This window comes from Ruegeria sp. H8, assembly GCF_056532905.1.
Genome location: NZ_JBQFNY010000001.1, coordinates 870762 through 894516, shown reverse-complemented (window position 1 = coordinate 894516; position 23755 = coordinate 870762). Strand labels below are relative to the sequence as shown.

At 58.4% G+C, this 23755-nt stretch carries 23 protein-coding genes and 1 tRNA gene; 16 read left to right on the top strand and 8 right to left on the bottom strand.

Annotated elements, in window-relative coordinates:
• Positions 1-151: 151 nt before the first annotated feature.
• Complete coding sequence (miaA, locus tag ACR0A2_RS04445) at positions 152-1045, bottom strand: tRNA (adenosine(37)-N6)-dimethylallyltransferase MiaA (RefSeq protein ID WP_480834168.1); 894 nt, start codon at positions 1043-1045, stop codon at positions 152-154.
• Positions 1046-1142: 97 nt separating this feature from the next.
• On the opposite strand from miaA, the gene pyrH reads away from it, so the two are divergent.
• From pyrH to ACR0A2_RS04400, 9 genes are all read left to right on the top strand, one after another.
• A complete protein-coding gene (gene pyrH, locus ACR0A2_RS04440) occupies positions 1143-1895 on the top strand; it encodes a UMP kinase (protein ID WP_152457773.1) in 753 nt (250 codons plus the stop codon).
• Between the two features lie 264 nt (positions 1896-2159).
• The gene (locus tag ACR0A2_RS04435; protein ID WP_480834167.1) at positions 2160-3386 is read left to right on the top strand and encodes an aminotransferase class V-fold PLP-dependent enzyme; all 1227 of its coding nucleotides are present in this window, start codon (positions 2160-2162) and stop codon (positions 3384-3386) included.
• Between the two features lie 50 nt (positions 3387-3436).
• Positions 3437-4861 carry a cryptochrome/photolyase family protein gene (locus tag ACR0A2_RS04430; RefSeq protein WP_480834166.1) on the top strand — a complete coding sequence of 475 codons (1425 nt, stop codon included), beginning with the start codon at positions 3437-3439 and terminating at the stop codon, positions 4859-4861.
• Between the two features lie 69 nt (positions 4862-4930).
• Positions 4931-6139 carry a class I SAM-dependent methyltransferase gene (locus ACR0A2_RS04425; protein WP_480834165.1) on the top strand — a complete coding sequence of 403 codons (1209 nt, stop codon included), beginning with the start codon at positions 4931-4933 and terminating at the stop codon, positions 6137-6139.
• Positions 6140-6154: 15 nt separating this feature from the next.
• Positions 6155-6595 carry a TrgA family protein gene (locus ACR0A2_RS04420; RefSeq protein WP_171228617.1) on the top strand — a complete coding sequence of 147 codons (441 nt, stop codon included), beginning with the start codon at positions 6155-6157 and terminating at the stop codon, positions 6593-6595.
• 27 nt (positions 6596-6622) lie between these two features.
• Complete coding sequence (locus ACR0A2_RS04415; protein ID WP_480834164.1) at positions 6623-7738, top strand: NUDIX domain-containing protein; 1116 nt, start codon at positions 6623-6625, stop codon at positions 7736-7738.
• Between the two features lie 68 nt (positions 7739-7806).
• Positions 7807-8841 (top strand): cysteine synthase A, encoded by a 1035-nt coding sequence (locus tag ACR0A2_RS04410; RefSeq protein ID WP_171639622.1) that lies wholly within the window; start codon positions 7807-7809, stop codon positions 8839-8841.
• Positions 8841-11267, top strand: coding sequence for a DUF3772 domain-containing protein (locus tag ACR0A2_RS04405; RefSeq protein WP_480834163.1), 2427 nt, complete (start codon positions 8841-8843; stop codon positions 11265-11267). Before ACR0A2_RS04410 ends, ACR0A2_RS04405 begins: the two co-directional genes overlap by 1 nt.
• A 134-nt stretch (positions 11268-11401) precedes the next feature.
• Positions 11402-11491: transfer RNA gene (locus tag ACR0A2_RS04400), tRNA-Ser, on the top strand.
• Positions 11492-11543: 52 nt separating this feature from the next.
• Here the strand turns inward: ACR0A2_RS04400 and ACR0A2_RS04395 are convergent.
• Positions 11544-12473 (bottom strand): LysR family transcriptional regulator, encoded by a 930-nt coding sequence (locus ACR0A2_RS04395; protein WP_480834162.1) that lies wholly within the window; start codon positions 12471-12473, stop codon positions 11544-11546.
• 111 nt (positions 12474-12584) lie between these two features.
• Between ACR0A2_RS04395 and ACR0A2_RS04390 the strand changes: the two genes are divergently transcribed.
• The 6 genes from ACR0A2_RS04390 to ACR0A2_RS04365 are packed head-to-tail and all read left to right on the top strand — an operon-like array spanning position 12585 to position 16604.
• The gene (locus tag ACR0A2_RS04390; RefSeq protein ID WP_480834160.1) at positions 12585-13292 is read left to right on the top strand and encodes an NAD(P)H-dependent oxidoreductase; all 708 of its coding nucleotides are present in this window, start codon (positions 12585-12587) and stop codon (positions 13290-13292) included.
• Positions 13293-13310: 18 nt separating this feature from the next.
• Positions 13311-13613, top strand: a complete 303-nt coding sequence (locus ACR0A2_RS04385; RefSeq protein WP_480834159.1) for a DUF1330 domain-containing protein — start codon at positions 13311-13313, stop codon at positions 13611-13613.
• 49 nt (positions 13614-13662) lie between these two features.
• Positions 13663-14439: a CmcJ/NvfI family oxidoreductase gene (locus ACR0A2_RS04380; RefSeq protein WP_480834158.1), complete on the top strand. Its 777-nt coding sequence runs from the start codon at positions 13663-13665 to the stop codon at positions 14437-14439.
• 12 nt (positions 14440-14451) lie between these two features.
• A complete protein-coding gene (locus tag ACR0A2_RS04375; protein ID WP_480834157.1) occupies positions 14452-15420 on the top strand; it encodes an LLM class oxidoreductase in 969 nt (322 codons plus the stop codon).
• Positions 15421-15442: 22 nt separating this feature from the next.
• A complete protein-coding gene (locus ACR0A2_RS04370; RefSeq protein WP_480834156.1) occupies positions 15443-16231 on the top strand; it encodes an SDR family NAD(P)-dependent oxidoreductase in 789 nt (262 codons plus the stop codon).
• Between the two features lie 52 nt (positions 16232-16283).
• Positions 16284-16604: a hypothetical protein gene (locus tag ACR0A2_RS04365; protein ID WP_480834155.1), complete on the top strand. Its 321-nt coding sequence runs from the start codon at positions 16284-16286 to the stop codon at positions 16602-16604.
• Between the two features lie 52 nt (positions 16605-16656).
• Here ACR0A2_RS04365 and ACR0A2_RS04360 read toward each other — a convergent pair whose 3' ends face one another.
• From ACR0A2_RS04360 to ACR0A2_RS04340, 5 genes are read right to left on the bottom strand one after another with little or no spacing between them, the layout of a single operon-like run.
• Positions 16657-18135 carry an aldehyde dehydrogenase gene (locus ACR0A2_RS04360; protein ID WP_480834154.1) on the bottom strand — a complete coding sequence of 493 codons (1479 nt, stop codon included), beginning with the start codon at positions 18133-18135 and terminating at the stop codon, positions 16657-16659.
• Positions 18136-18144: 9 nt separating this feature from the next.
• Positions 18145-19179, bottom strand: coding sequence for an LLM class flavin-dependent oxidoreductase (locus tag ACR0A2_RS04355; protein WP_480834153.1), 1035 nt, complete (start codon positions 19177-19179; stop codon positions 18145-18147).
• 3 nt (positions 19180-19182) lie between these two features.
• A complete protein-coding gene (locus ACR0A2_RS04350) occupies positions 19183-20100 on the bottom strand; it encodes a flavin reductase family protein (protein ID WP_480834152.1) in 918 nt (305 codons plus the stop codon).
• Positions 20097-20885: an alpha/beta fold hydrolase gene (locus ACR0A2_RS04345; RefSeq protein ID WP_480834151.1), complete on the bottom strand. Its 789-nt coding sequence runs from the start codon at positions 20883-20885 to the stop codon at positions 20097-20099. The genes ACR0A2_RS04350 and ACR0A2_RS04345 overlap by 4 nt, the downstream gene beginning before the upstream one ends.
• Positions 20857-21456: an amino acid synthesis family protein gene (locus ACR0A2_RS04340; protein ID WP_171204647.1), complete on the bottom strand. Its 600-nt coding sequence runs from the start codon at positions 21454-21456 to the stop codon at positions 20857-20859. Before ACR0A2_RS04340 ends, ACR0A2_RS04345 begins: the two co-directional genes overlap by 29 nt.
• 106 nt (positions 21457-21562) lie before the next feature.
• Here ACR0A2_RS04340 and ACR0A2_RS04335 point away from each other — a divergent pair, with 106 nt between their 5' ends.
• Positions 21563-22405, top strand: a complete 843-nt coding sequence (locus ACR0A2_RS04335) for a LysR family transcriptional regulator (protein ID WP_480834150.1) — start codon at positions 21563-21565, stop codon at positions 22403-22405.
• 33 nt (positions 22406-22438) lie between these two features.
• Here ACR0A2_RS04335 and ACR0A2_RS04330 read toward each other — a convergent pair whose 3' ends face one another.
• Positions 22439-23623, bottom strand: a complete 1185-nt coding sequence (locus ACR0A2_RS04330; protein ID WP_480834148.1) for a M24 family metallopeptidase — start codon at positions 23621-23623, stop codon at positions 22439-22441.
• Positions 23624-23755: the final 132 nt, after the last annotated feature.

The window sequence follows — 23755 nt, the reverse complement described above, 5'->3', positions numbered from 1 at the left end:
TTTCTTCTGGCAGCCCAAAGCGATGCCGGTTTCCCCATTGTTTTCTTAGTTTGTTAAGGGAAATCGCAGCAAATCATTAAGTTCTCTTAAGCTTTGAGACTTGGCGGCGCCTTGCTTTTGCTAAGTCAAAAGAGCCGATTACTAACGGGTACTAACAAGAGGGATCGACGTGATTCCAGGCCTTCATTCGGGCGCGAAACCAGGTACGCTGACGCTTGGCGAATTGACGCGTCGCTATGGTTGCGCGCTCTCGCGCCTGATCCAAAGTCATCGCGCCGTCCAAATATGCCCTGAGTTCCGGCACGCCTATGGCCTTGCAGGCCGGAAGGGTGGGGTCGAACCGGTCCTGCATGGCACGCACTTCCTCGATCGCGCCCTGTTCCAGCATCTGGTCAAAGCGGCGTTCTATCCTGTTCAGCAGCCATGCTTTGTCAACGTCAAAAACGATCGGCAGGGTCTCGTTCAGCGGAAGTGCCGGTGGGGGCGTTTCGGCCTGCCAGGACAACAGGCTGCGACCTGTGACGCGCTGCACCTCCCATGCGCGTTGCACGCGGGCACGGTTGTGTATGTCCAGCTTTGCAAGCGTGTCTGCATCGACCCCCTCCAGAAGGTCTGCCATGGGCATCTGATCGGCCTCGGCCCGAACTTCGGGTGGCGTCGCAGGGATTTGAGCCATGCCTTCGGTCAGGGCCGAGAAATACAATCCCGTCCCACCGACGATGATCGGGCGTTGATGCCCCGTTAGCAGGGGCAGGACCTCGCGCAGCCAATGGCCGGTAGAATAATCCTGATCATAGGCGACGTGCCCGTACAACAGATGCGGCGCGCGGGTTTCTTCCTGGGCGGACGGACGGGCCGAGATGACGCGCCAGCAGTCATAAACCTGGCTTGCATCCGCATTGACGATAACCCCGCCATGCCGTTCGGCGATCTCCAGCGCCAGTGCTGATTTGCCGGATGCCGTAGGCCCCGCAATCAGAACCGGCTTGTCGTCCGGAACAGGCGGCAGTTGCCGAAAAAGCAGGTCTGTTGATCGCCGGGTCATGCGCGGTTGCCTCTATCCTCACCAACCGCATTGAACCTGCGGAGCTTTTGCTTCATTTTGCGCCGGAAATTAACCCCGTGCCAGCCCGGAGCGCAACATGAGCCTTTCCCCTTCTTCTGAAACAGCCGAGACCCCGAAAACAAAGTACAATCGGGTCATGTTGAAAATCTCGGGCGAAGCGTTGATGGGGGATCAGGGATTCGGCTTGCACCCGCCAACCGTTCAACGCATCGCGCAAGAAGTGAAATCGGTTCACGATCTGGGCGTCGAGATTTGCATGGTCATCGGCGGCGGAAACATTTTTCGCGGCCTGAGCGGTTCAGCCCAGGGCATGGAGCGGACAACGGCGGATTACATGGGCATGTTGGCCACGGTGATGAACGCGCTGGGGATGCAATCCGCACTGGAAGAGATCGGAGTGTTCACCCGCGTGATCTCGGCCATTCGCATGGACGAGGTGTGCGAACCCTATATCCGCCGCCGGGCTGTTCGACACCTCGAGAAAAAGCGGGTCTGTATTTTCGCCGCCGGTACTGGCAACCCGTATTTCACGACAGACACCGCAGCCACCCTGCGCGCCAACGAAATGGCGTGCGAGGCGATCTTCATGGGCAAGAACGGAGTGGATGGCGTGTATGACAAAGACCCTGCGGAACATGCTGACGCCGTACGCTATGATACCGTGACCTATGATGACGTACTGGCCAAACGGTTGCGGGTCATGGATGCTTCGGCCATTGCCTTGGCACGCGACAACAATCTGCCCCTGATCGTCTTCGGGCTTGATGAGCCCGGCGGTTTCCGAGGCATCCTCGCGGGCGAGGGGACCTATACCAAGGTTCAGGGTTGAAGCCAGAGGAGGCGCCCGACGATTCCGCAAGCTTTCAAAGCCCCGGCGTCGAGCCGGGGCTTTTGCGTTTTGCTTTCGCTTGACGGTTGTGGGCGGCCCTGTCTAAGTATCGGTGTCCTTCCTAGGCGAAGGGCTGCCCCGTGTTTCGTCGGCCAAAGGCCCAAGCACAGGCTGGGCTGGAAGACCTGCCATGATTTCTGAGATGTCCGGAAACATGCGCGGGCATCTCATTGATCTGACTGCACAACTAAGGAGCAATGAGGCATGAGCTCTCTGGATATCGATTTCGTTCGGGCGCAGTTCCCGGCCTTTTCAGAACCCAGCCTGCAAGGGCAGGCGTTCTTCGAAAATGCAGGTGGGTCTTACACCTGCAAACCAGTGATCGACCGGCTGACGCGGTTCTACACGCAGCGCAAGGTTCAGCCTTACGCCCCATATGAGGCCAGCCGCCTTGCGGGCGCCGAAATGGACGAGGCGCGTGCGCGTATGGCTGCCATTCTGGGCGTCGACACGGATGAACTGAGTTTTGGTCCTTCAACCACCCAGAACACCTATGTTCTGGCGCAGGCGTTCCGGCAATGGATGAAGCCCGGCGAGGCAATCGTCGTGACCAATCAGGATCACGAAGCCAACTCTGGCCCGTGGCGTCGTCTGGTCGAGGCCGGGATAGAGGTGAGGGAATGGCAAATCGACCCCGAAACCGGGTCGCTGAACCCTCAGGATCTGGAAAACATGCTGGACGAAAAAGTGCGTCTGGTCTGTTTCCCGCATTGCTCAAATGTCGTTGGCGAGATCAATCCGGTCACCGAGATTACTGCCATTGCGCATGCAGCGGGTGCGTTTGTCTGCGTTGATGGCGTATCCTACGCCCCGCACGGATTTCCGAATGTTGGCGATCTGGGGCCGGATATCTATTTGTTTTCTGCGTACAAGACCTATGGCCCGCACCAGGGGTGCATGGTCATCCGCCGCACATTGGGTGAGCTGTTGCCCAACCAGACCCATTATTTCAACGGCGACGTCCTGTACAAGCGGTTCACCCCGGCGGGACCCGATCACGCGCAGATTGGGGCCAGTGCCGGTATGGCAGATTATGTTGAGTTGCTATGCGCCCACCATGGCGGGCCCGAGACGGGCGCGGTGGAGCAGGGCGTATTTGTCCACGATCTGATGCGATCACACGAAGAGTCATTGCTGCAACCGGTTCTGGATGCGGTAAAGGATCGAAACGCCGTGCGCCTGATCGGTCCTTCCGATGCCAGCCGGCGCGCGCCCACCGTCGCCCTTTCGTTGAACCGCCCGGCTGAACCGGTTGCGGCGGAACTGGCGCAATACGGTGTCATGGCGGGTGGCGGAGACTTCTATGCGGTGCGTCCCTTGCAGGCGATGGGCGTCGACCCGGCGCAGGGTGTTTTGAGGGTCAGCTTCACCCACTACACCACGAAGCAGGAAATTGATCAGCTTTTAGAGGCTCTTGAGCGCGTTTTGTGATCCACTACTCTTGAGGGCGCGTACAAATCAAAAAACCTCAAGGGCGTATTGTGAAGCAACAGCAAGCTCCGATCATTTTGTGGTTTCGACGGGACTTGCGTCTGTCGGACCACCCCGCGTTGACTGCAGCGGCCGAAAGTGGCCGTCCGGTCATACCTTTGTTTATTCATGACAACCTCGTCGAACAGATGGGGGCCGCGCCGAAGTGGCGTTTGGGCTTGGGGCTGGAAGCTTTCACAGCGTCACTGGCCAATATGGGCAGCCGACTGATTTTCCGACGCGGCGACGCACTTGAACAGGTGCAGCAGGTCATGGCCGAGACCGGCGCAACCTCCGTCTTCTGGTCTCGCGCTTACGATCCGGCCTCAATCGAACGCGACAAGACGATCAAGTCTGTGCTTACAAAAGTAGGAGTGACGGCAAAGTCATTTGCGGGGCATCTTCTTTTTGAGCCCTGGACTGTCGCTACAAAAACAGGAAATCCGTTTCGGGTCTACACGCCCATGTGGCGTGCGGTTCAGGGGCGGGATGTACAATTTCCCGATGCGCGGGTTGCCGATTTGCAGGCCCCGATGTCGTGGCCCGCTTCTGACAAATTGAGCGATTGGCAGATGGGGGATGCCATGAACAGGGGCGCGGCTGTCGTTCGTCCTCATGTAAAACCCGGCGAACAGGCCGCCTTGGATCACCTCGAGGCGTTTCTTGGGCGACTTTCCCACTATTCCAGCAACCGGGACAGGTTGGATCAGGACGGAACGTCTAACCTGTCGGAATACCTGTCTTTGGGTGAAATCGGGCCGCGTACAGTCTGGCATATGGTCCAAAGGGCTGCGTTGACCGGTACACCCGGTGCCGATGCCTATCTACGTCAACTCGTCTGGCGCGAGTTTGCCTATCACCTGATGTATCACACGCCCCAACTGGTGGCTTCCAACTGGAAGCCGGAATGGGACAGCTTTCCCTGGAATACCGATCCGGACCATCCCGAAGTCACTGCATGGCAGCAGGCCAGAACTGGAATACCTGTCGTCGATGCTGGGCTGCGGCAAATGTATGTGGCGGGTCGAATGCATAACCGGGCTCGGATGATTGTCGCAAGCTATCTGACCAAGCATCTTATGACCCACTGGAAAATAGGGATGAATTGGTTTGAGGATTGCCTGATCGACTGGGACCCGGCCTGCAATGCCATGGGCTGGCAGTGGGTTGCTGGATCTGGGCCCGATGCATCCCCGTTTTTCAGGATTTTCAATCCCCAGACGCAAGCTGAGAAATTCGATCCCGACGGGAACTATACGCATCGCTGGATTGCCGAAGGTTATTCCGAACCCAGCAAGACCGCCCTGTCGTATTTTGATGCCGTCCCGCGTTCATGGGGGCTGCGTCCGGATGCGGAATACCCCAAACCCATAGTCGAATTGCCCGAAGGGCGGACCCGCGCCTTGCGCGCATATGAAAGCCGAAAATCCCACTAAGGAACTGAAAACTTGCCAGAAACAATTTCGCCGCCTAGCTTTGTACGCGTACCGCAGAGGGGAGAGCGGATGATCCTGACGACGACCGAAGGGCAAAAAGACCTGCCCAGATATTTCGCCCAAGTCTTTAAAATGTTGAACCGGATGGAAACCGGGCGTCTTGATATCAGACTACCCGACGGTCGCACGTTTCGCGCAGAAGGCGCAAAGGCCGGGCCGGTGGCGCAGGTCGATATTCACGACGACGATGTCTTTGCGCGCCTGATCCGCGAGGGAGAACTGGGTTTCTCCGATGCGTATCTGGACGGACATTGGAGTACACCCGATCTGCGATCTTTCATGGATCTTGTGCATCTTGGAACCGAGACCGTTTATGACGGGTTTACGGGCCAGTTTCTGGTTCAGGCATACGAACGGCTGCGGTTCTGGCTGCACAGAAACAACAGGGCCCAAGCCAAAAAGAACATCTCGTATCACTACGATCTGGGTAACGAATTTTACAGTTCTTGGCTGGATGACACGATGACCTATTCCAGCGCGATTTTTGAGTCTGGGCAGGAAAGCCTCGAGAAGGCCCAGATCGCCAAATACGCAAGCCTTGTGGATGAGATGGGTGCCAAACCGGGTGATCATGTGCTGGAGATCGGATGTGGCTGGGGCGGCTTCGCGGAATATGCCGCAAAGGAACGAGGTTTGCGTGTCACCGGCCTGACCATCAGTGAGGAGCAATTCAAGTACGCCAAGGAACGTATTGAAAAAGCAGGTTTATCAGATCGGGTTGAATTCAAGCTGCAAGACTATCGGGATGAACGCGGGGTCTATGACGGCATCGCATCCATCGAAATGTTCGAGGCCGTGGGTCAGAAATACTGGCCGGTCTATTTCGAAACCGTTCGTGAGCGGTTGAAGCCCGGTGCTCAAGCAACCTTGCAAATCATCACAGTGGGTGATCATCGCTGGGATTTTTACAAGAACGGCGTTGATTTCATTCAGAAATATATCTTTCCCGGCGGGATGCTACCGTCGCCGACCATCCTGCGTCAGCAGATCGATCAGGCCGGGTTGAAAGTCGTGCATTCGAAGGAATTCGGGAAAAGCTATGATCTGACTCTGCGCCGTTGGTATGAAACGTTCAACGACAAATGGGATCAGATCTCGGACATGGGGTTTGATGAGCGTTTCCGCCGCATGTGGAATTATTATTTGACTGCGTGCGGTGCGGCCTTTGACACGGGCAATTGCGATGTGACACAGATCACAATAGCAAAACCAAGTTAACTCACGGACCATCACATGCCCACTGCCTCGCGTCTCGTCGCCGCTGTTTGTCTCGTCGTGCTGGCCTTTCTTGTTTCAAGCATGGTTATCGAAAACGGCGAAGAGGGTAAGGACTATGGTTACTTCACCTATGTGAATATGGCTCTTGGTGCGATCTGTGGTTGGAAAATCATGGGCAAGCGCGCTGGGCGTGGTTGGACAGCGGGTATTAATAACGGCCTGACCGGCGTTGCTTCGCTGGTTTTCTGGGCGCTGTTTGTGCAGGGGTGCTACCGCATGTTCGACCTTGCGATGCGCAATCGATATGGCGGCCCGTTCGAAGCTGTGATGGCCATTTTTTCGATTGGTATCGATTATGGTAAGCAGCTTATCTATCCCGAAATTCTGGTTGCACTCGCAATTGGCGCCGTTGTCGCCGGTCTGGCCACCGAACAGGCCAGCCGCAAATGGCGCTGAACCGTTTCGTCACAAGAGAGATTAAATTTGTCTGATTTGTTCTTCTATGGAACGTTGCGGTATCTGCCGTTGTTGCAGCGTGTCCTGGGCCGTCCGCTGAGCGAAAAAACGTTTCACGCTGCCAAGCTGTGCGATCACGCGGTTCACGCGGTCCAGGGGCAAGATTTCCCGATGATCCTGCCCGCCAAGGGTGCCGCTGCCGAAGGTCTGCTGGTTCAGGGCCTGTCCTCCGATGATCTGGCCAGACTGGCTTATTACGAAGGATCCTTCGACTATGACCTGAAATCGTTGAATGTCATTCTGGAGGACGGGGGCGAAGCACAGGCGCAGGTCTTTTTCCCGACCCCGAGCGCGTGGCAACCCGGTGAATTGTGGTCGTTGCAGGGCTGGGCAGACAAATTGGGCGAGGTTACGGCGCTCGCCGCCGAAGAAGAAATGGCCTATTTCGGCAGAGTCGATCCCAAAACCATGGCGCGCAGTGTCCGTGCCATTCAAACCCGTGCCTGGGCAAAGATCATGGCCAGGCAACGACGAACCGGCGATCCACGGAACATAGCCGAAGACGTAATCGTCCACCGTCATGAACGCGTTTACGTCGACTATTTCGGGATGGAGGAAATAGACCTTCAGCACCGGCAACATGACGGCAGCATGGGCCCCGTGCTGCACCGGGGCGGCTTGATGCAGGGTAGTGCCGTGTCCGTTCTGCCCTATGACCCGATCCGCGACACAGTGCTTTTGGTCGAGCAGTTCAGACCGCCGGTGTTTTTGATCGATGATCCAGAGCCCTGGCTTTGGGAAGCGGTTGCCGGGATGATCGACCCCGGAGAAACGCCGGAACAGACGGCACATCGCGAAGCCATGGAGGAAGCCGGAGTTCGATTTGACAGGCTGGAATATGCGGGCGGGGCGTATTCCTCCAGCGGGTCGTCGACGGGTTTCATGTATCTCTATGTCGGGCTTGGCAACTTGACCCAGACAACCATCACCGGTGGCCTGGACACAGAAGGCGAAGATATTCGCAGTCGGATACTGCCGTTCGACGAGTTCATCGATATGACAGACCGTCATCTTTTCAAGGATTTGCAGCTGGTGTCTCTGGCTTACTGGCTGGCCCGCCATCGGGATCGTTTGCGCGCATGACTATCGCGCTTGTGGTCCCGGCAGTGCGCCTGTAAATCTTCGAAGATACCAAATGACAAGAGGCGACCATGCGCATTGCACGAGATCTTGCTGACGCAGTAGGAAAAACACCGTTGATCCGGCTGCGCCGTATCAGCGAAGAGACCGGATGCGAGATTCTTGGCAAAGCCGAGTTCATGAACCCGGGTCAGTCGGTAAAGGATCGTGCTGCTCTTTTTATCATCAAAGATGCCATCGCACGCGGGGATCTGAAACCGGGCGGCACCATCGTGGAAGGCACCGCCGGCAACACCGGTATTGGTCTGGCTTTGGTCGGTGCGTCGATGGGGTTCAAAACGGTTATCGTTATCCCCGAGACCCAATCGGAAGAAAAGAAGGATATGCTGCGTCTGGCGGGCGCACAGTTGGTTCAGGTACCCGCGGCCCCGTATCGCAACCCCAACAATTTCGTGCACTATTCCCGCCGTCTGGCCGAGGAATTGGCGCAGACAGAACCCAATGGCGCAATCTGGGCCAACCAGTTCGACAATGTGGCGAATCGTCAGGCACATGTGGAAACCACGGGCCCCGAGATCTGGGACCAGACAGACGGCAAAGTTGACGGGTTCGTCAGCGCGGTCGGGTCGGGGGGGACATTGGCAGGCGTTGCCGAAGTTTTGCAACCCAAGGGCGTCAAGATCGGTCTTGCAGATCCTATGGGGGCTGGCCTGTATTCGTATTACACAACAGGCGAGATCGCGATGGAAGGTGGGTCAATCGCCGAAGGTATCGGGCAGGTGCGTATCACCAAAAACCTTGAGGGGTTCACGCCGGATTTTTCTTATCAGATCACCGACAACGAAGCGCTGCCCTACATCTTTGATCTTCTGCGTGACGAAGGCCTGGTCATGGGCGGCTCGACCGCGATCAACATGGCAGGGGCGGTGCGCCTGGCCAAGGAAATGGGGCCCGGCCATACCATTGTGACCATCCTGTGCGATTATGGCACACGCTATCAATCAAAGCTGTTCAACCCCGAGTTCCTGCGTGAAAAAGAGCTTCCGGTTCCGGATTGGATGACCGAGGCACCGCGCAGCATTCCCGGCGTTTTCGAGGACGTGTGATGCTTGGACAGGTCCGCCTGTTTCTGACCCTGCTATTCCTGTGCTTTGTCGGGTTTTCGAATAGCGCTGTTGCACAGCTGACGGATCGTCAAAGTGAGTATTACCAAGGCTGGGTCAAAACCGCGAGCCGGGCCGAAGCCGTCATCGAGGCGAACCGGGCGTCTGACGCTGCGCTGGAGAATTTACGTTCTGAAATAAATGGTTACAGGGACGACTTCAATCGAGCTCGTGGTGCGAATACCGACCGTATAACGACGCTGGAAAGCCAGATAAAAGCGTTGGGGCCCAAACCCGAAGGGGACACGACTGAACCTGAAGACATAGCAAATCTTCGCGTGCATCTTGAGGAACAGCTCAACAGCCTGCGTGTTCCGCGCATCATATCCGAAGAGGCGTATAGCCGTGCGAACGGGCTGATCAGCGAAATTGATCAGATCCTTCGCGCGCGCCAGAAAAAAGAGTTCTTTGAACAGGGCCCTTCGCCGATCAACCCGGCGTATTGGGGTCCGGCATGGGTGGATGTCAAAGAGGCCGTTCAAGGCCTGGTAAACGAAACGATCACGAATTTGCGTTCAGATGTCGTGCGCGAGCAAATTCGTGCTCGTGGGCTCGCAATCTTCATACTTCTGGTCATTTCAGCCGTGCTGCTGATCTTTGGCAAACGGTGGTCTGAACTTGGAGGCGACTACCTGAGGTTACTCGGCGGGGCCGGGACGGGGGTTTGGTCGTTCGTAATCTCACTTCTGAGAATTCTGTTGCCATGGATCGGTGTGGTGGCCGTGGTCACGGCGATCAGTCTCACAGGCGTTCCGGGTCTGCGGGGCAGCCTTTTGCTTCAGAATGCTCCGTATTGGGCGGCGATCGTGTTTTTCTATGACTGGATTGGTCGCCAAGTATACGTGATCGGCGCGTCGCAAGGGTTCAAACGTCTGTCCGCTGCGCGCATCACTGAACTGCGCGTGTATATCGATCTGCTCGCCCTGATGCTGGTTTTGCACGAATTGGCGTTTTTGTTCGAACGGATCGAAAACATTTCCGACGCCACTCGCGCCGTAGTCAGTTTCCCGGTCATTGTCGCGACGGCTTTGTTGTTGTTGCGAGTACGTCAGATTCGAACAACCGACGGGCCTCCGGATCAAGCTGCCTCGACCCGTTCCGCGGGTTTCAGCCAACTGGTCGAGTTCTTGCGCCGGGCTTTGTTCCTTTTGGGGATCATGTCTCCCTTACTGGCTATTTTCGGATACACCAATGCGGCCGAAGCAATCGTGTTTCCTGCCGTCAAGACATTGGTGCTGATCGGGGCCTTGGTCATCCTGCAACGGTTCATCAGTCAGATTTACGGTTGGGTCACCGGGCAGGGCGAAGCCGCAGGGGATTCGCTTTTTTCCGTGCTGGTCGGGTTTGCATTGGCCATCTTGGCGCTTCCCATTCTGGCGATCTATTGGGGTGCGCGGGAAACAGACCTGCTGGAAGCATGGTCGCGCCTGCTGCTTGGTTTTGATATCGGTGGCGTCACAATTTCGCCCAGCAACTTTCTGACCTTTGTTGCCGTGTTTGCAATCGGTTATACGCTGACGCGTCTGTTGCAAAGCGGGCTGCGCAATTCGCTTTTGCCGAAAACCAACATAGATCCGGGTGGCCAAAACGCGATTGTCGCTGGTTCGGGATACGTTGGCATATTCCTTGCCGCGTTGGTGGCAATCATGGTGGCCGGTTTTGATCTGTCATCGCTGGCGATCGTCGCCGGAGCGCTGTCTGTTGGCATCGGCTTTGGTTTGCAGACAATCGTGTCGAACTTCGTTTCTGGCATCATCCTTTTGGTCGAGCGTCCGATTTCCAAGGGGGATTGGATCGATGTGAATGGCATGATGGGATATGTTAAGGACATTTCCGTTCGTTCGACCCGGGTCGAGACGTTCGACAGGACGGATGTTATCGTTCCGAACTCTGACCTGATCAGCGGTGTCGTAACGAACTATACCCGCGGCAATACGATCGGGCGGGTGATCGTTCCGGTGGGTGTTGCATACGGAACTGACACGCGCCTGGTCGAAACCATTCTGGGCGAAATTGCCAACAGCCATCCGATGGTGTTGGCAAACCCGGCGCCAAGCGTTGTGTTCCAGGGGTTTGGAGCAGACTCCTTGGATTTTGAAATACGGGCGATCCTGCGGGATGTGAATTGGGTTCTGTCGGTGAAATCTGACATGAACCATGAAATCAACCGTAGATTCTCGGAAGCAGGGATCGAGATCCCGTTCGCACAACGTGATGTCTGGCTGCGAAATCCCGAAACCCTGCTGGCATCTGGCCCGAGCAAGCAGGAGCCTTCCGCATCTGTGCAGGACGAGCCACGCAAAGTTGCAGAAGCTCCGGCGGATTTGACCGAGGCGGATATGGGCCCGGATGCCGGTGATGAGATCTGAGGGGCCAGATCGCAGCACGTGTTGACCTGTGATCACCCGTCGGTAGGTGCATTGATTAATTTGCGCTATTCCCCTGAATTCGTCGAATTGGGGCCTTGCAAATCCGACGGCATTCGTCCAAATATCGCCGGCACGGAGAGGTGGCCGAGTGGTCGAAGGCGCACGCCTGGAAAGTGTGTAGGCGGGAAACCGTCTCCAGGGTTCGAATCCCTGTCTCTCCGCCACCATCACCATTGCGAAACTTGAACTGCACCTGTCCGCGAACGCGATGCACGATTACGAGCTGTCCTGCTGCGCTTCGACCCAGCCGGTGCCTGACCTGCCGCCGAGTTTTTCGACGAGAAAATCCATGAAGATTCGTGTTTTGGGCGTCATCACGTTCGAGCGCGGATAGATCAGCCACAGCCCTGCATGATCATTCAGCCGCCAGTCAGGCAATACCTGCCTGAGCCGCCCAGAGCGCAGTTCATGGGCCACGCTCCAGAGTGAGTTGATCGAAAGCCCCGCTCCGGCAAGCGTTGCCTCGCGTTGCGCGGTGCCGTCATCGACGATGGTTCGGCTGATCATCGCGCGCGGGTTCAGGACCGCCTTCTGACTAGCTGGATCAACCAGTTCGCGCCGGTCGAGATTGGCCCACGCGATGAAACGATGCCCCGTCAAATCCTCGGGTGTCGAAGGCACTCCGTGCTGCTTGAGATATTCCGGCGCAGCGCAGAGCAGGCGGATGTCATCTGAAAGTTTGCGCCCCTTGAGGCTGCTATCGGCCAGCGGCGCGTTGCGCAGGGCTAGGTCGAAACTGCCCTCGATGGCGTCGAAGGGCTTGTCCGACAGTCGCAGGTCCAGCGTCAGGTCGGGATAGCGTTGATGAAACTCGGGCAACAGCGGCATGATGTGCAACTGGGCAAAACTGCTGGGGGCTGCGAAACGCAAGGTGCCTGTGGGGCCGGTATCCGTGCCTCCGAGCGCAGCGCGCGCTGCATCCGTCTGGGCGAGAATTTCACGCGCATAAGGCAGAAACTCCGACCCTTCCAATGACAACGACACCTTGCGCGTGGTGCGGTGCAAAAGCTCGACGCCAAGTTCGTTCTCAAGCTTGGCCAGCCTGGCACTCGAGACTGCCGGTGCAAGGCCAAGCTCGCGCCCGGCGGCGCTGATATTGAGCCGTTCGGCCGCCATGACGAACAGGCGCAGGCTGTCGGTATCCATATTGATTATATCCAAAATGCGAAAACTGAACTTATTTTTCACCATCTTTTTCTTGCTCTTGCAAGTGATAAGTCAGGTGCACACCGACACACACCCCAACGGAGACATAAAATGAATGCGATCACCGAGGTGACGACCGATATCAATGCGCAGATCATTGAGGCCTTCAATTCTCGCCATGCCACCAAGATCTTCGACCCTGAACGCAAGGTGAGCGACGCTGACTTCGAGACGATCCTCGAGGCTGCACGCCTTTCGCCCACTTCGTTCGGTCACGAGCCCTTCCGCATCCTGATGATCCAGTCGCCCGACAAGCGCGAGCTGTTCCGCGAGTTTTCATGGGGTGCCAACGGGATGATGAACGGGTCGACCGGCCAGCTTGGCACCGCCAGCCATTTCGGCATCATCCTTGCGGCGACGGGTGAACTGATGCGCGCCGGATCGGATTATCTGCAAGACCACTACCGGCAAGTGAAGCAGCTGCCCGAGGAAGTGATCGAGATCTTCAACGGCGCATACGGCAAGTTCCAGGCCGAGGATCACAAGATCACCTCTGACCGCGAGATCACCGACTGGTCGGGCAAGCAGGCCTATATCGTGCTGGCCAACATGATGACCGCCGGTGCGCTGATGGGGATCGACAGTTGCCCGATCGAGGGTTTCGACATGGCGCGGACGACGCAGGTTCTGGCCGAAGATTTCGGCATCGACACTGCGAAATGGAAACCGGCGGTGATGTTCGCCTTTGGTCATCGCGCGAAGGATCCCGAATTCCCCAAGACCCGCCGCACGATGCAAGACACCGTCGCTTGGTTCTGACCCCGAAGGAGATACACGATGACCTATTATTCCGTTCTGGACGTCACCCCCACCGCCGAGGACTGGATCCCCGGCTACCTGCCCACCGCCAACGAACGCGTGGCGGCACATGGCGGCAAGTATCTTGCGCGTACCGCGACCCACGCGCAGATGGAAGGCGAGGATCAGCCCGCCGGGCTGAGGATCATCATCGAGCGGCCTTCGGAAGAGGCGGCCCGCGCCTTCATGGCGGACCCGGCCGATGCACCGCACCTGGCCGCCCGCGCCAAGGGCTCGGTCAGCCATCACTACCTGATCGCGGGGCAGGACGACCTCGCATGAATGCGGCACTGGCCCGGTATGCCGGGCCGGCACCCCCAAGGAGGCTTTCATGACCCGGACCGGAACCGTCAATTATCATGTTCACAAGCCCGCGCCGCAGGCATTCGTGCTGGACGCGGACAGCATCGCTGGCAATCTGGTCTCGCCCGAATTGGCCGCGACCGAGGTGGCACTGACCGATCTGCGTGCCGGGCGGGCAGGGGCCAGCTTTGTCTCTGACGGGTTCGAATTTGGTGTGGCACCGACGCGGGTGACCAGTTTCGAATCCCCCGGCTGGCAAAAGGTTTACGACCGCGAACTGGCCGAGCTGCTGTGCGACCGGATCGGCGCGCGCGAGGTGCTGTTCTTCGACCACACATTGCGCATTGACGACCCAGCAGCCAACCGCCGCCCCGCGCGCAACGTGCACAGCGACCTGAGCCCGCAAGGTGCGCACCAGCGGCTGGTGGACATCCTCGGGCCCGAGCGGGCGCGCGATTGGGCGGCGGGGCATTACGCCTTCGTTAACCTGTGGCGGCCGGTGGAAAACCCGATCAACACCGCCCCGCTGGGTTTCGTGCGCCCTGCAACCGTGGACGACGCGGACTGGATCGACATCGACCTGATCTATCCCGACCGGCGCGGTCGTATCCTCGGCCTGGCGGCCAATCCGCTTCATGATTGGGTGTATCTGTCGCGCATGACGCCGGACGAGATCATTTGGTTCAACATCTACGACAATCGTGGCCGTCCAACGGTGGGCCACAGCGCGATTGATCTTGTCGAAGATTCTGATCGGCACATCATCCGCAAAAGCCTGGAAAGCCGGGCGCTGGTGCGGTTCTGAGAAAGGCGGAAAATGCTGGACAAATCCAACACGCCAAACTTCGCGCCGCTGAACCGCGCGTTCAACGCGGTGTTCCGCCCAGGCAGGCTGAGCATTGGGCTGGTGGTCCCGCTCGAGGCAAATCGCAACGATCCGGTACCTACTATGACGCGCCATCTGGAGCGCGCCGCGCGGGCCGACGAACTGGGCTTTGCCGCGCTTTGGCTGCGAGACGTGCCCTTCAACGTGCCCTCGTTCGGCGATGCGGGGCAGGTGTTCGATCCTTTCGTCTATCTCGGCGCGCTGGGTGTTGCGACGCGCGACATCGCGCTTGGCGTGGCTTCGATCGTGCTGCCACTACGGCACCCGGCCCATGTGGCCAAGGCGGCAGCCTCGGCCGACCAGCTGTCGGGCGGGCGGCTGCTTCTGGGTGTGGCCTCGGGGGATCGTCCCGAGGAATACCCGGCGCTGAACAAGGATTTCTCTGATCGCGGGGCGCGCTTCCGTGACAGCCTCGCCTATATCCGCGCCATGGCGCAGGATTACCCGCGACTGGATAACCCGCAGGGCGACCTCTCGGGCGGTATCGACATGTTGCCTAAGCCTGCTGCCGGGCGCTTGCCGCTGCTCATCACCGGTGGCAGCCAGCAGACGCCAGAGTGGGTGGCGCGCCACGGTGACGGCTGGATGACCTATCCGCGTGGTGCGGCGGCGCAGTCCCGCGTTGTGGCCGACTATCGAGCGCGTGTGGCACAGGCCGGCTTGTCCGACAAACCGGTGATGCAGTCGCTCTATGTTGATCTGGTGGACCAAGCCGACGCTCCGCCGCGCCCGATCCATCTTGGGTTCAGTGCCGGCACCGATTACCTGCGTCGCTACCTGCACGAGATCCGCGATTTGGGCATCAACCATGTGGCACTGAACCTGCGCTTTAACGTGGCCGGGATCGAACCCACCCTGCACCGGCTGGCCGACGAGGTTCTGCCCGAGTTTCACGACTGATTTCATCCCCAAGGAGGCCTCAATGCCCAAGACTATCCTGATCACCGGCGCGACCGACGGCATCGGCCTGTTGACCGCCAAGACACTGGCGGCCGAAGGCCACCGCGTGCTGCTTCACGGACGCAGCTCTGACAAGCTGAAGGCCGCCGCGCAGACGGTTGGCGGCAACCCCGAGACCTTCCGCGCCGATCTTTCCGATCTGGACGAAGCCGCCGCGCTTGCTGACACCGTGCGCGCCCGGCACGACCGGCTGGACGTTCTGATCAACAATGCCGGTGTCTACAAGACTCCGCACCCACGCCGGGCCGACGGGATGGATGTTCGGTTCGTGGTAAACGCGCTGACGCCCCATGTGCTGACCCGACGGCTGTTGCCGATCATCCCCGCTGAAGGGCGCGTGGTGAACCTTTCATCGGCCGCGCAGGCGCCGGTGGATGTAGAAGCGATGCGCGGTAAGCAGCAATTAAGTGACATGGAGGCCTATGCGCAAAGCAAGCTGGCGCTCACGATCTGGTCACGGGAAATGGCGCGCGCGTACCCAACGGGCCCAGTCTTCGTCGCGGTCAACCCTGGCTCGCTTCTGGCCTCAAAGATGGTCCGAGAGGGTTTTGGAATGGCCGGCAATGACTTGGCGATCGGCGCTGATATCCTGCGACGGGCCGCGCTGTCGGACGAATTTGCCGATGCCTCGGGGCTGTTTTTCGACAATGACAGCGGGCATTTTGCTGATCCACACTCGGCGGCGGCCGACCGCGATCACGCGGCGCGGGTCAAGGATGCTATCGCGGCGTTGACCGACAGCGGAGTTTAGACCTGCGATATGCCCGTTGCTCTTGCGCCGGCTTTGAGGTGTTCGGTCCCGCTTGGGCCAGGCACAGTGCTTCGACCTCAGTGGCCATGCCTCCGGCAAGCCAAAGCGGCAGGTGGGCGTCTGGGACCTGCGCGTCGCGCAGTTGGGATTGCCGGAGCAGGTTTTCGACACCAGACCCACCGCCTTCGTCACCACATCTGATGGGCACCAGATATTATTATCTCTTTGCAGAAATTCCCTCGTTCGCCCGCAAAACTCTGAGGACGAGATTGGTGAAAAGATGCTGGCTCAAAAACTCGGACTTTATTGCGTGCATGAGATTGGAAGACGCAGCTATTTGGCTGGAACAGTTGCAATAAGGTTTTGTAGGTGACCCTAAACGCTAAAGTCCGGAGCCTTTGACAAAACAATGCAGCAAAATCTTGTTACCGCATGACGAACGGGTTCGACATTGGCTGTTCCGACGTATTCAGCCAGACGGTTTTGGTCCTTGTGTAATCGCGAATGGCCTCGATCCCGGCTTCCCTGCCATAGCCGGATTGATTGTAGCCACCAAACGGAGCAATCGGGGACACTGCGCGGTATGTGTTGATCCAACAAATTCCCGATTTCAGGCGGGATGAAACCCGATGGGCGCGGGCGACATTTTCAGTGAAAACGCCGGACCCAAGCCCGAACTGCGAGTCGTTGGCCAATGCGATCGCTTCTTCTTCCGTATCGAATGGCAGCAAAGACATTACAGGGCCGAACATTTCGACCTTCAGCGTCTCGGTCTCTGGGTTCGAACATTCCACCAGCGTAGGGGCCATGAAGTTGCCCGGCCGGTCCAGAGGTTTCCCCCCGAAGCGGATGCGTGCGCCTTGTTCTGTGGCTTTCGCCAAAGTCGCCTGAATTCTTTCCACCTGAGCTGTGGTGCAGAGCGGGCCAATATGGGTGGCCGTTTCCAGTGGATCGCCGATTGCGACGCCCTTCATCTTCTCTTCGATCTTGTCAACAAGCGCTTCCAGTATCGAGCGATGTATCAACCCGCGCGAGCCGGCCACGCAGCTTTGACCCGAGGCGCCGAAGTTTCCCGCAATCAAACCATTGGCGGCGCCATCCAGATTGGCATCATCAAAAACGATGATCGGGGATTTCCCGCCCAGTTCCAAAGTGGTCACTGCAAAGTTCTCAGCCGAATTGCGTACGACATGGCGCGCTGTTTCCGGGCCGCCGGTGAATGCGATCCGGTCCACGTCCGGGTGCCGGGTAAGCGGGATGGCGCAGTTTTCGGCATCGCCCGTAATGACAGAGACGACACCGGGCGGAAAGCCGGCTTCATCGATCAGCCGTGCGAACTCCAGCATCGGAGCGGGCGCAATTTCAGAGGCTTTCAGCACGACCGAACAGCCTGCTGCTATCGCGGGGCCAAGCTTGGTTGCGGTCAGGAACATCTGTGCGTTCCAGGGGACGATAGCGACCACCACGCCAATCGGCTCGCGTTTGGTGAAGACGTGCATGTCCGGTTTGTCGATCGGCAGAACCGCCCCTTCGATCTTGTCCGCAAGCCCTGCATAATATCGATAATAGTCACCGACATAGGCTGTTTGGCTTGCGGTTTCGGCAAGCAGCTTTCCGCTGTCTGTGGTCTCAAGCTGGCCCAGGTGTCCGGCGTTTTCCTCGATCAGTTCGGCAAGTTTGAACAACAGTTTGCCGCGTGCGGTTTGCGTCATATCGCGCCACGCGGGATCATCAAGTGACCGACGCGCCGCGGACACGGCGCGGTTCACGTCTTCGGGTGCGGCACAGGCGAAACTGGACCATTTTTGGCCCGTCGCCGGGTTTTGCGAATGCATCACTTGCCCGTGTGCCCCTTCGGTCCACGCGCCGTCGATATAAAGCTGGAAATGTGGTTTCTGATGCATCATCGATCCTCACTGAAACTTTGGCATGACGTCGTCGATGAAACGGGCCAGCGATGCGCGTTTGCGTTCGAAACTCATACCGCTGTCTATCCAGAACGAATACTCATCATAGCCCAGATCTTCATAACGTTTCAGACGTTCCGTGACACCATCTGCGGTTCCGATAGTCAGATCGCGCGCCAGGTTTTCCGGGGCCATCATCGTATTGGCCGCCATCTCTTCGTCGGTCAGCTTCTGGATCAAGCCCTGCCGGACCGGCCGCTTGTTTTGAAACCAGGCCCCGAAGTAGTTGTAGAAGCGCGACAATTCCCGAGCGGCCCGATCCAGATCAGCATCGTCATTGCCAACATAGGTGTGGTGCAGAAGCATGATCTTGGGGCGCGGCCCGTCATAGTTTGAGCAGGCATCCTCAAAGCGGCCCATCAGCGTTTCAATCTCGTGCATGCCCTGCCAGAGCGGTGTGACCTGAATGTTAAAGCCGTTCTGCACACCGAATTCATGACTGTTCGGATCCCGCGCCGCGATCCAGATGGGCGGCCCTCCGGGTTGCACCGGCTTGGGGGCCGAGGTGGTGGCAGGGAACTTGAAGAACTCTCCATCATGGGCACAGTCGCCCTCCCACAGCCGGGGCAAAAGCGGCGCGATTTCTCGCATGCGCTGGCCAGCATCCCATGCATCCATTCCCGGCATCATCCGTTCATATTCATACGAATAGGCGCCGCGGGCGATGCCCAGCTCGATACGGCCGCCTGTCATCAGGTCCGCCGCAGCCGTTTCGCCGGCCAGTTTGATCGGATGCCAGAACGGTGCAACCACTGTACCGGTGCCAAGCCGCACATTCTTGGTGTGATGTGCGATATCTACCAAAGACATCAGAGGGTTGGGCGCAATCGTAAAGTCCATCCCGTGGTGCTCACCGGTCCAGACGGCACGCATTCCCGCCTCATCGGCCATTTTACACAGCGCGATGAATTCTTCATACAGCTTCTCATGGGGTTGATCGGGGCTCAGCCGCTCCATGTGTGCAAAAAGGGAAAACTCCATCCATCAGGTCCTTTCAGAAAAGCTGTGCACGTCGCCCTGCTGCGCGCTGCCCAGATACAGTGAGAAGTCGCGGGTTCGGCTTTCCAGCGCAAAACGGGAAATCATGGTGGTGATTGGTGTCGTCGTGTAGGAAAGGGCCGCCAAATCTTCAATCGCGACGGCCTCAAGCTTGCCGTGTTTGGGAAGGTCCGGCGCATTGCCCAATATGTAGACATGATGCGCTGTGGCATCGTCGTAGACCGAGTAGACGACGCCGAGACATGCGTCGATGCCACGATCATGCAGATCCTGCCAAAGGCTGTCCCGCAACTGTCGCCGGTCGGACAATGTGACCTGCGGCGGCCTGAAACCGGCATCCGTTTTTTCAAGCAGCACGCGGCCTTCGTGTTCGATGATTGCGCCACAGACGATCCGGCGCCCCGTCGGTTCAAGCGCGCCGCGTTCCAGACCAAGGCTGAAGTACCGCCCGTTCGCGTAGCCCAGCGCCGGGCGGTCGTTGTGGGAATAGGCTTCGACCTGTCCGATCAAAACGCAATGGTCTCCTGCCTCGACCACCCGATGGGTCCGGCAGGAAAATGTCGCGACCGCGCCGTTGATCAAAGGGATCTCGCGCGCGTCAAGGCTATGGTCGGTTTTGGCGAACCGATCACCTTTGAAGCTGGCGAAGGTGTTGGACACATCCTCTTGCCCCTCGGCCAGAACACTCACCGTGAAATGGGTGCAGGCCGAGAATTCGCCGTATGAAGACAAGTTCTTGCCAGGGCAGACGATCAGCAGCGGCGGGTCGAGCGAAACCGAAGTGAAGGAATTCGCCGTGAAGCCCAGGGCCATGCCAGAGGCGCTGCGCGTGGTAACGACGGTCACGCCGGTCATGAATTTGCCAAATGCCCGCCGGAGGTCGCGGGGGTCAATTTCGGTCATGATTGCACCTCGCTTTGAAAGCTGGAGATGGCGGCGTTGACCTGAATTGCATGTGTCATCGGCATCATATGGGCCGCCCCATCGATGATCAGGGCGCGTCCGTTCGGGGTGATTTCGGCCATTCTACGCGACATGTGTGGGGTGGAGTTCGGCTCCTGACTGCCGGTTATGAACAGCGCGGGGCAGGCGAGTTTCTCCAGCGCTTCGCGCCGCGGATTTTGGCCTTGGGCAAAAACCGTATAGGCCAGCTTGTAAGCAGCCGGATCCATGGCCGTTAGCCATTCGCAGCAGGCATCACGTTCAGGCGAACCGATGTCACCAAACCACCGGCGCAGCGTGCTGGTTGGGTCAACCGGTGTTTCCCCATCCAGTCCCGCCGCACGTTTCTGAACCGCCAGCGCGGCCTTTGCGCTGCGTTCAAAAACGGCATTCATTGCCACGACGCCGCAAATCCGGTCGGGCGCCTTGGTGGCAAGGTCCAACGCGATCATCGCGCCCATCGAGTGGCCGACAACAAGGGCCGGACCGTTCAGATTGCCCAGCACGTTCCCTGCGGCATCACTGTATTCCGACAGTTCCGTACCGAAAAATCTCAGCGGGCTTTCGCCGTGACCGGGCATGTCCGGCGCCGTCAGGCGAGCCTCAGAGGCCAACCCGTCCAACTGCGCGCCCCAGGCTTCGGCCCGCAGGCCAACCCCGTGCAGCAACAGGATGTCCGGACCTGTGCCTGCCTGGATGGCGGCCAGCCCGCCGATTTCAGACCGCGGCCGGGTTGTCCACGTCATGACCCAAATCCTTGAGATCCTGATACCGGTCGCCGATACGGTGATGCGGTCTGCCCGATGTTGCCGCCCCCAGTACCACCACAATTTCGTCGTCGCGCGGTGCGTCCGGGATCGAGAATTGAACGGTCAGGTAGTGAGACCGCCGCCCGGCATCGTTTTTGTCCATCAATGGCACCATGATCGGCGCATTTGCGGGGCCGCGCGTGTTCGTGAAAGCCAGATAGGATTTCGCGCTGACAGCCTGGCGGTAGTGGTTGCCGAACCGAAGGGTGTGAATAATGCCCGAGGCGTGCTCGACCTCGCCATTCAGCCCGACGACGGCTGCCTTGCCATAGGCTTCGATTGCGTCGCCACTGCCGGCCAACGCGATCATGCGGTCCGTCATCATCTTTCCCAGTAAGGGGCCATATGCGTGGATTTCTGGTTTGAGGTCTTCGACATATCGACCCGCCCAGGGATTGGTGATCACTGCGGCCACGGCGAACATACGCCATGGGATTTCCGCAGGGCGAAATCCCTCGACAAGAACTTCCTCGTCGTAGGTAACAATCTTGCGTATTTCCGGCTTCATCACACCTCTCCTGTCGCGCTGGGAGAAGGTAGAAACGGGTGTGGTTTTTGACAAATGATTGAATTATGTGCTTTCGCATTAAAAAGATTAATGGCTAACTTGATCAATGGCAAAATCACTTCCCCCCCTGACCTGGTTCCGATCCTTCGAGGCGGCGGCCCGGACCCTGAGTTTTACCGCGGCCGCCGAGGAAATCGGCCTGACCCAATCGGCCGTCAGTCAGCAGGTGAAATCCCTTGAGATGCGTCTGGGAACAGCGCTTTTCATAAGGCATCCGCGCAGTCTGGCCCTGACGGATGCAGGGCGGAAACTGCTGCCCGAAGTCGGCAGTGCGCTTGAGGCGCTTGCCGCCGCCGCCGGAAGGGCCGACGCTAGCGCACCAGGAGATGTCCTAACAGTGGCCACATCTGTCAGTGTCGCGCAATGGGTCATCGCCCCAAACCTCGCGGACTTCACCACCCGCAATCCAGAGATCAGCGTGCGGCTGCTCAGCGCAATCTGGCCTGACGATTTTCACGCGTCGCAAGCTGACGTTCAGGTCAGGTTCGGGTCCGAAAAACAAGTGGGCGGGGGGGGCGAACGTTTGTGGCCGGACAGGCTTGTCGCTCTCAAGGCGCCGACGCTTGCAGGGGATCCGTTTGACCTTCCATTGATAGAGGCAGTCGGCACGTCAAGCGGATGGAAGACGTGGTTCGACAAGCAGTGCGTGCAGCGGCAGCCTGCCGTTTTCGTCGATACGTTCGGCATGGCGCTTCAATTGGCGGTTCATGGCAGCGGGGTTGCCCTGATCAGCGAGTTTCTGGCGAAACATGCGATGATAACCGGTCTTGTCGAAAGCGCACATGACAGCACCGTCGACTGCAACGAAGGGTATTATCTTTCCGCCGACGCCAGCAATCCGGCGGCCGCATTGTTTCGGGACTGGTTGCTTGAACAGATACGTGTTTGATCAGGCGCGGGCCTAGGATCGTTCGTGCACCACTCAGGGCTTGACGCATACTTTGCGTGGTCGTTTGCACAGACACTCTGCGGGACCGTTTTCTTTGATCAGGATGGTTTCGGTGATCGCAAGCCCCCAATCATCCATCCAGAGCCCGGGCATGAAGTGAAACGTCATGCCTGCTTCGAGGATCGTATTGTCTTCGTCCCGCAGCGAGATCGTGCGTTCGCCCCAGTCCGGAGGATAGCTGAGGCCGACAGGATAGCCACAGCGAGCACCGCGTTCGATCCCCGCACCTTCGAGAGGCGCCGCCAGCGCTTTGGCGATATCCTTCGCGCGATTGCCGGGGCGTGCAGCCTCCAGACCCGCTTCCAACCCCTCGACCAAGGCCGCCTCGGCCCTTTTGAGATAATCAGGCGGTTGACCCAGAAATACCGACCGGCAGAACGGAGCATGATATCGGCGATAGCAGCCAGAGAGTTCGAAGAAGGTGCATTCGCCCGATTTGAACACATCTCCATTCCAGGTCAAATGCGGCGCGGCAGCATCTGACCCGGACGGCAAAAGTGGGACGATGGCTGCGTAATCCCCCCAGTCATCACCGACGCCCGTGATTGCGTCATGGTAAATCTGTGCGACCAGCTCGTTCTTGCGCAGGCCGGGTTCAACGCGCTCAAGCACGCCGTCAGTTACAAACTCTGAAATCCGGGCCGCCTTGCGCATCAGGGCGATTTCTTCGTCGGATTTCACGACCCGTTGCCAGTTGACCAAGGCCGTTGCATCGATCAGGGTCGCCCCGGGCAGTTCCGTTGTCAGAGTAATATGGGCTTTGGCCGAGTAGTAATAATTGTCCAGTTCCACCCCAATTCGGCTTTGGCCGTATCCGCGGTCCGCAATAAGTTTGGCCAGGTCCTGCATTGGATGCCGTGTGGTCGACTGCACGAAGTGATCCGCGTATCCGAAAACCCGATCGTCCCCCATCCACACCGTGCGCAGCGCACCGTTTGCATCCTGCCGGCGCCCCCACCAGATCGGGTCCGCGTCAAGAAAGATCAAGGCACCCTGGTGAACGTAAAAAGACCAGCCCTCGTACCCGGTGAGCCATCCGATGTTCGAGGGGTCTTCGACAAAAAGGCAGTCAATTCCCTTTGCGGCCATCGCCTTTCGGGTCTTGGCAAGGCGGCGATCATATTCCGCCCGGCTGAAGGCTGGATCAGAGTGGGTCATTTGTGCCTCCGTTCAACAAAAGACTTTGGTTGACAGAACCCTACCGATCCGCTCACGTCAACGAACGAAAATTCAGGGGGCTGCATGAAAACCGATATCAATCTACACCGAACGGGCCATAGCACCGGGCCA

Bases quoted from the DNA above. Each gene is read 5' to 3' on its own strand.
- ACR0A2_RS04335 (WP_480834150.1), top strand. From the start codon at position 21,563: ATGGCAAAATCACTTCCCCCCCTGACCTGGTTCCGATCCTTCGAGGCG.
- ACR0A2_RS04410 (WP_171639622.1), top strand. From the start codon at position 7,807: ATGCGCATTGCACGAGATCTTGCTGACGCAGTAGGAAAAACACCGTTG.
- ACR0A2_RS04405 (WP_480834163.1), top strand. From the start codon at position 8,841: ATGCTTGGACAGGTCCGCCTGTTTCTGACCCTGCTATTCCTGTGCTTT.
- ACR0A2_RS04330 (WP_480834148.1), bottom strand. From the start codon at position 23,623: ATGACCCACTCTGATCCAGCCTTCAGCCGGGCGGAATATGATCGCCGC.
- ACR0A2_RS04395 (WP_480834162.1), bottom strand. From the start codon at position 12,473: ATGGATACCGACAGCCTGCGCCTGTTCGTCATGGCGGCCGAACGGCTC.
- ACR0A2_RS04380 (WP_480834158.1), top strand. From the start codon at position 13,663: ATGACCCGGACCGGAACCGTCAATTATCATGTTCACAAGCCCGCGCCG.
- ACR0A2_RS04340 (WP_171204647.1), bottom strand. From the start codon at position 21,456: ATGAAGCCGGAAATACGCAAGATTGTTACCTACGACGAGGAAGTTCTT.
- ACR0A2_RS04390 (WP_480834160.1), top strand. From the start codon at position 12,585: ATGAATGCGATCACCGAGGTGACGACCGATATCAATGCGCAGATCATT.
- ACR0A2_RS04435 (WP_480834167.1), top strand. From the start codon at position 2,160: ATGAGCTCTCTGGATATCGATTTCGTTCGGGCGCAGTTCCCGGCCTTT.
- ACR0A2_RS04425 (WP_480834165.1), top strand. From the start codon at position 4,931: ATGATCCTGACGACGACCGAAGGGCAAAAAGACCTGCCCAGATATTTC.
- ACR0A2_RS04370 (WP_480834156.1), top strand. From the start codon at position 15,443: ATGCCCAAGACTATCCTGATCACCGGCGCGACCGACGGCATCGGCCTG.
- miaA (WP_480834168.1), bottom strand. From the start codon at position 1,045: ATGACCCGGCGATCAACAGACCTGCTTTTTCGGCAACTGCCGCCTGTT.
- ACR0A2_RS04355 (WP_480834153.1), bottom strand. From the start codon at position 19,179: ATGGAGTTTTCCCTTTTTGCACACATGGAGCGGCTGAGCCCCGATCAA.
- ACR0A2_RS04375 (WP_480834157.1), top strand. From the start codon at position 14,452: ATGCTGGACAAATCCAACACGCCAAACTTCGCGCCGCTGAACCGCGCG.
- pyrH (WP_152457773.1), top strand. From the start codon at position 1,143: ATGAGCCTTTCCCCTTCTTCTGAAACAGCCGAGACCCCGAAAACAAAG.
- ACR0A2_RS04345 (WP_480834151.1), bottom strand. From the start codon at position 20,885: ATGACGTGGACAACCCGGCCGCGGTCTGAAATCGGCGGGCTGGCCGCC.
- ACR0A2_RS04350 (WP_480834152.1), bottom strand. From the start codon at position 20,100: ATGACCGAAATTGACCCCCGCGACCTCCGGCGGGCATTTGGCAAATTC.
- ACR0A2_RS04385 (WP_480834159.1), top strand. From the start codon at position 13,311: ATGACCTATTATTCCGTTCTGGACGTCACCCCCACCGCCGAGGACTGG.
- ACR0A2_RS04420 (WP_171228617.1), top strand. From the start codon at position 6,155: ATGCCCACTGCCTCGCGTCTCGTCGCCGCTGTTTGTCTCGTCGTGCTG.
- ACR0A2_RS04360 (WP_480834154.1), bottom strand. From the start codon at position 18,135: ATGCATCAGAAACCACATTTCCAGCTTTATATCGACGGCGCGTGGACC.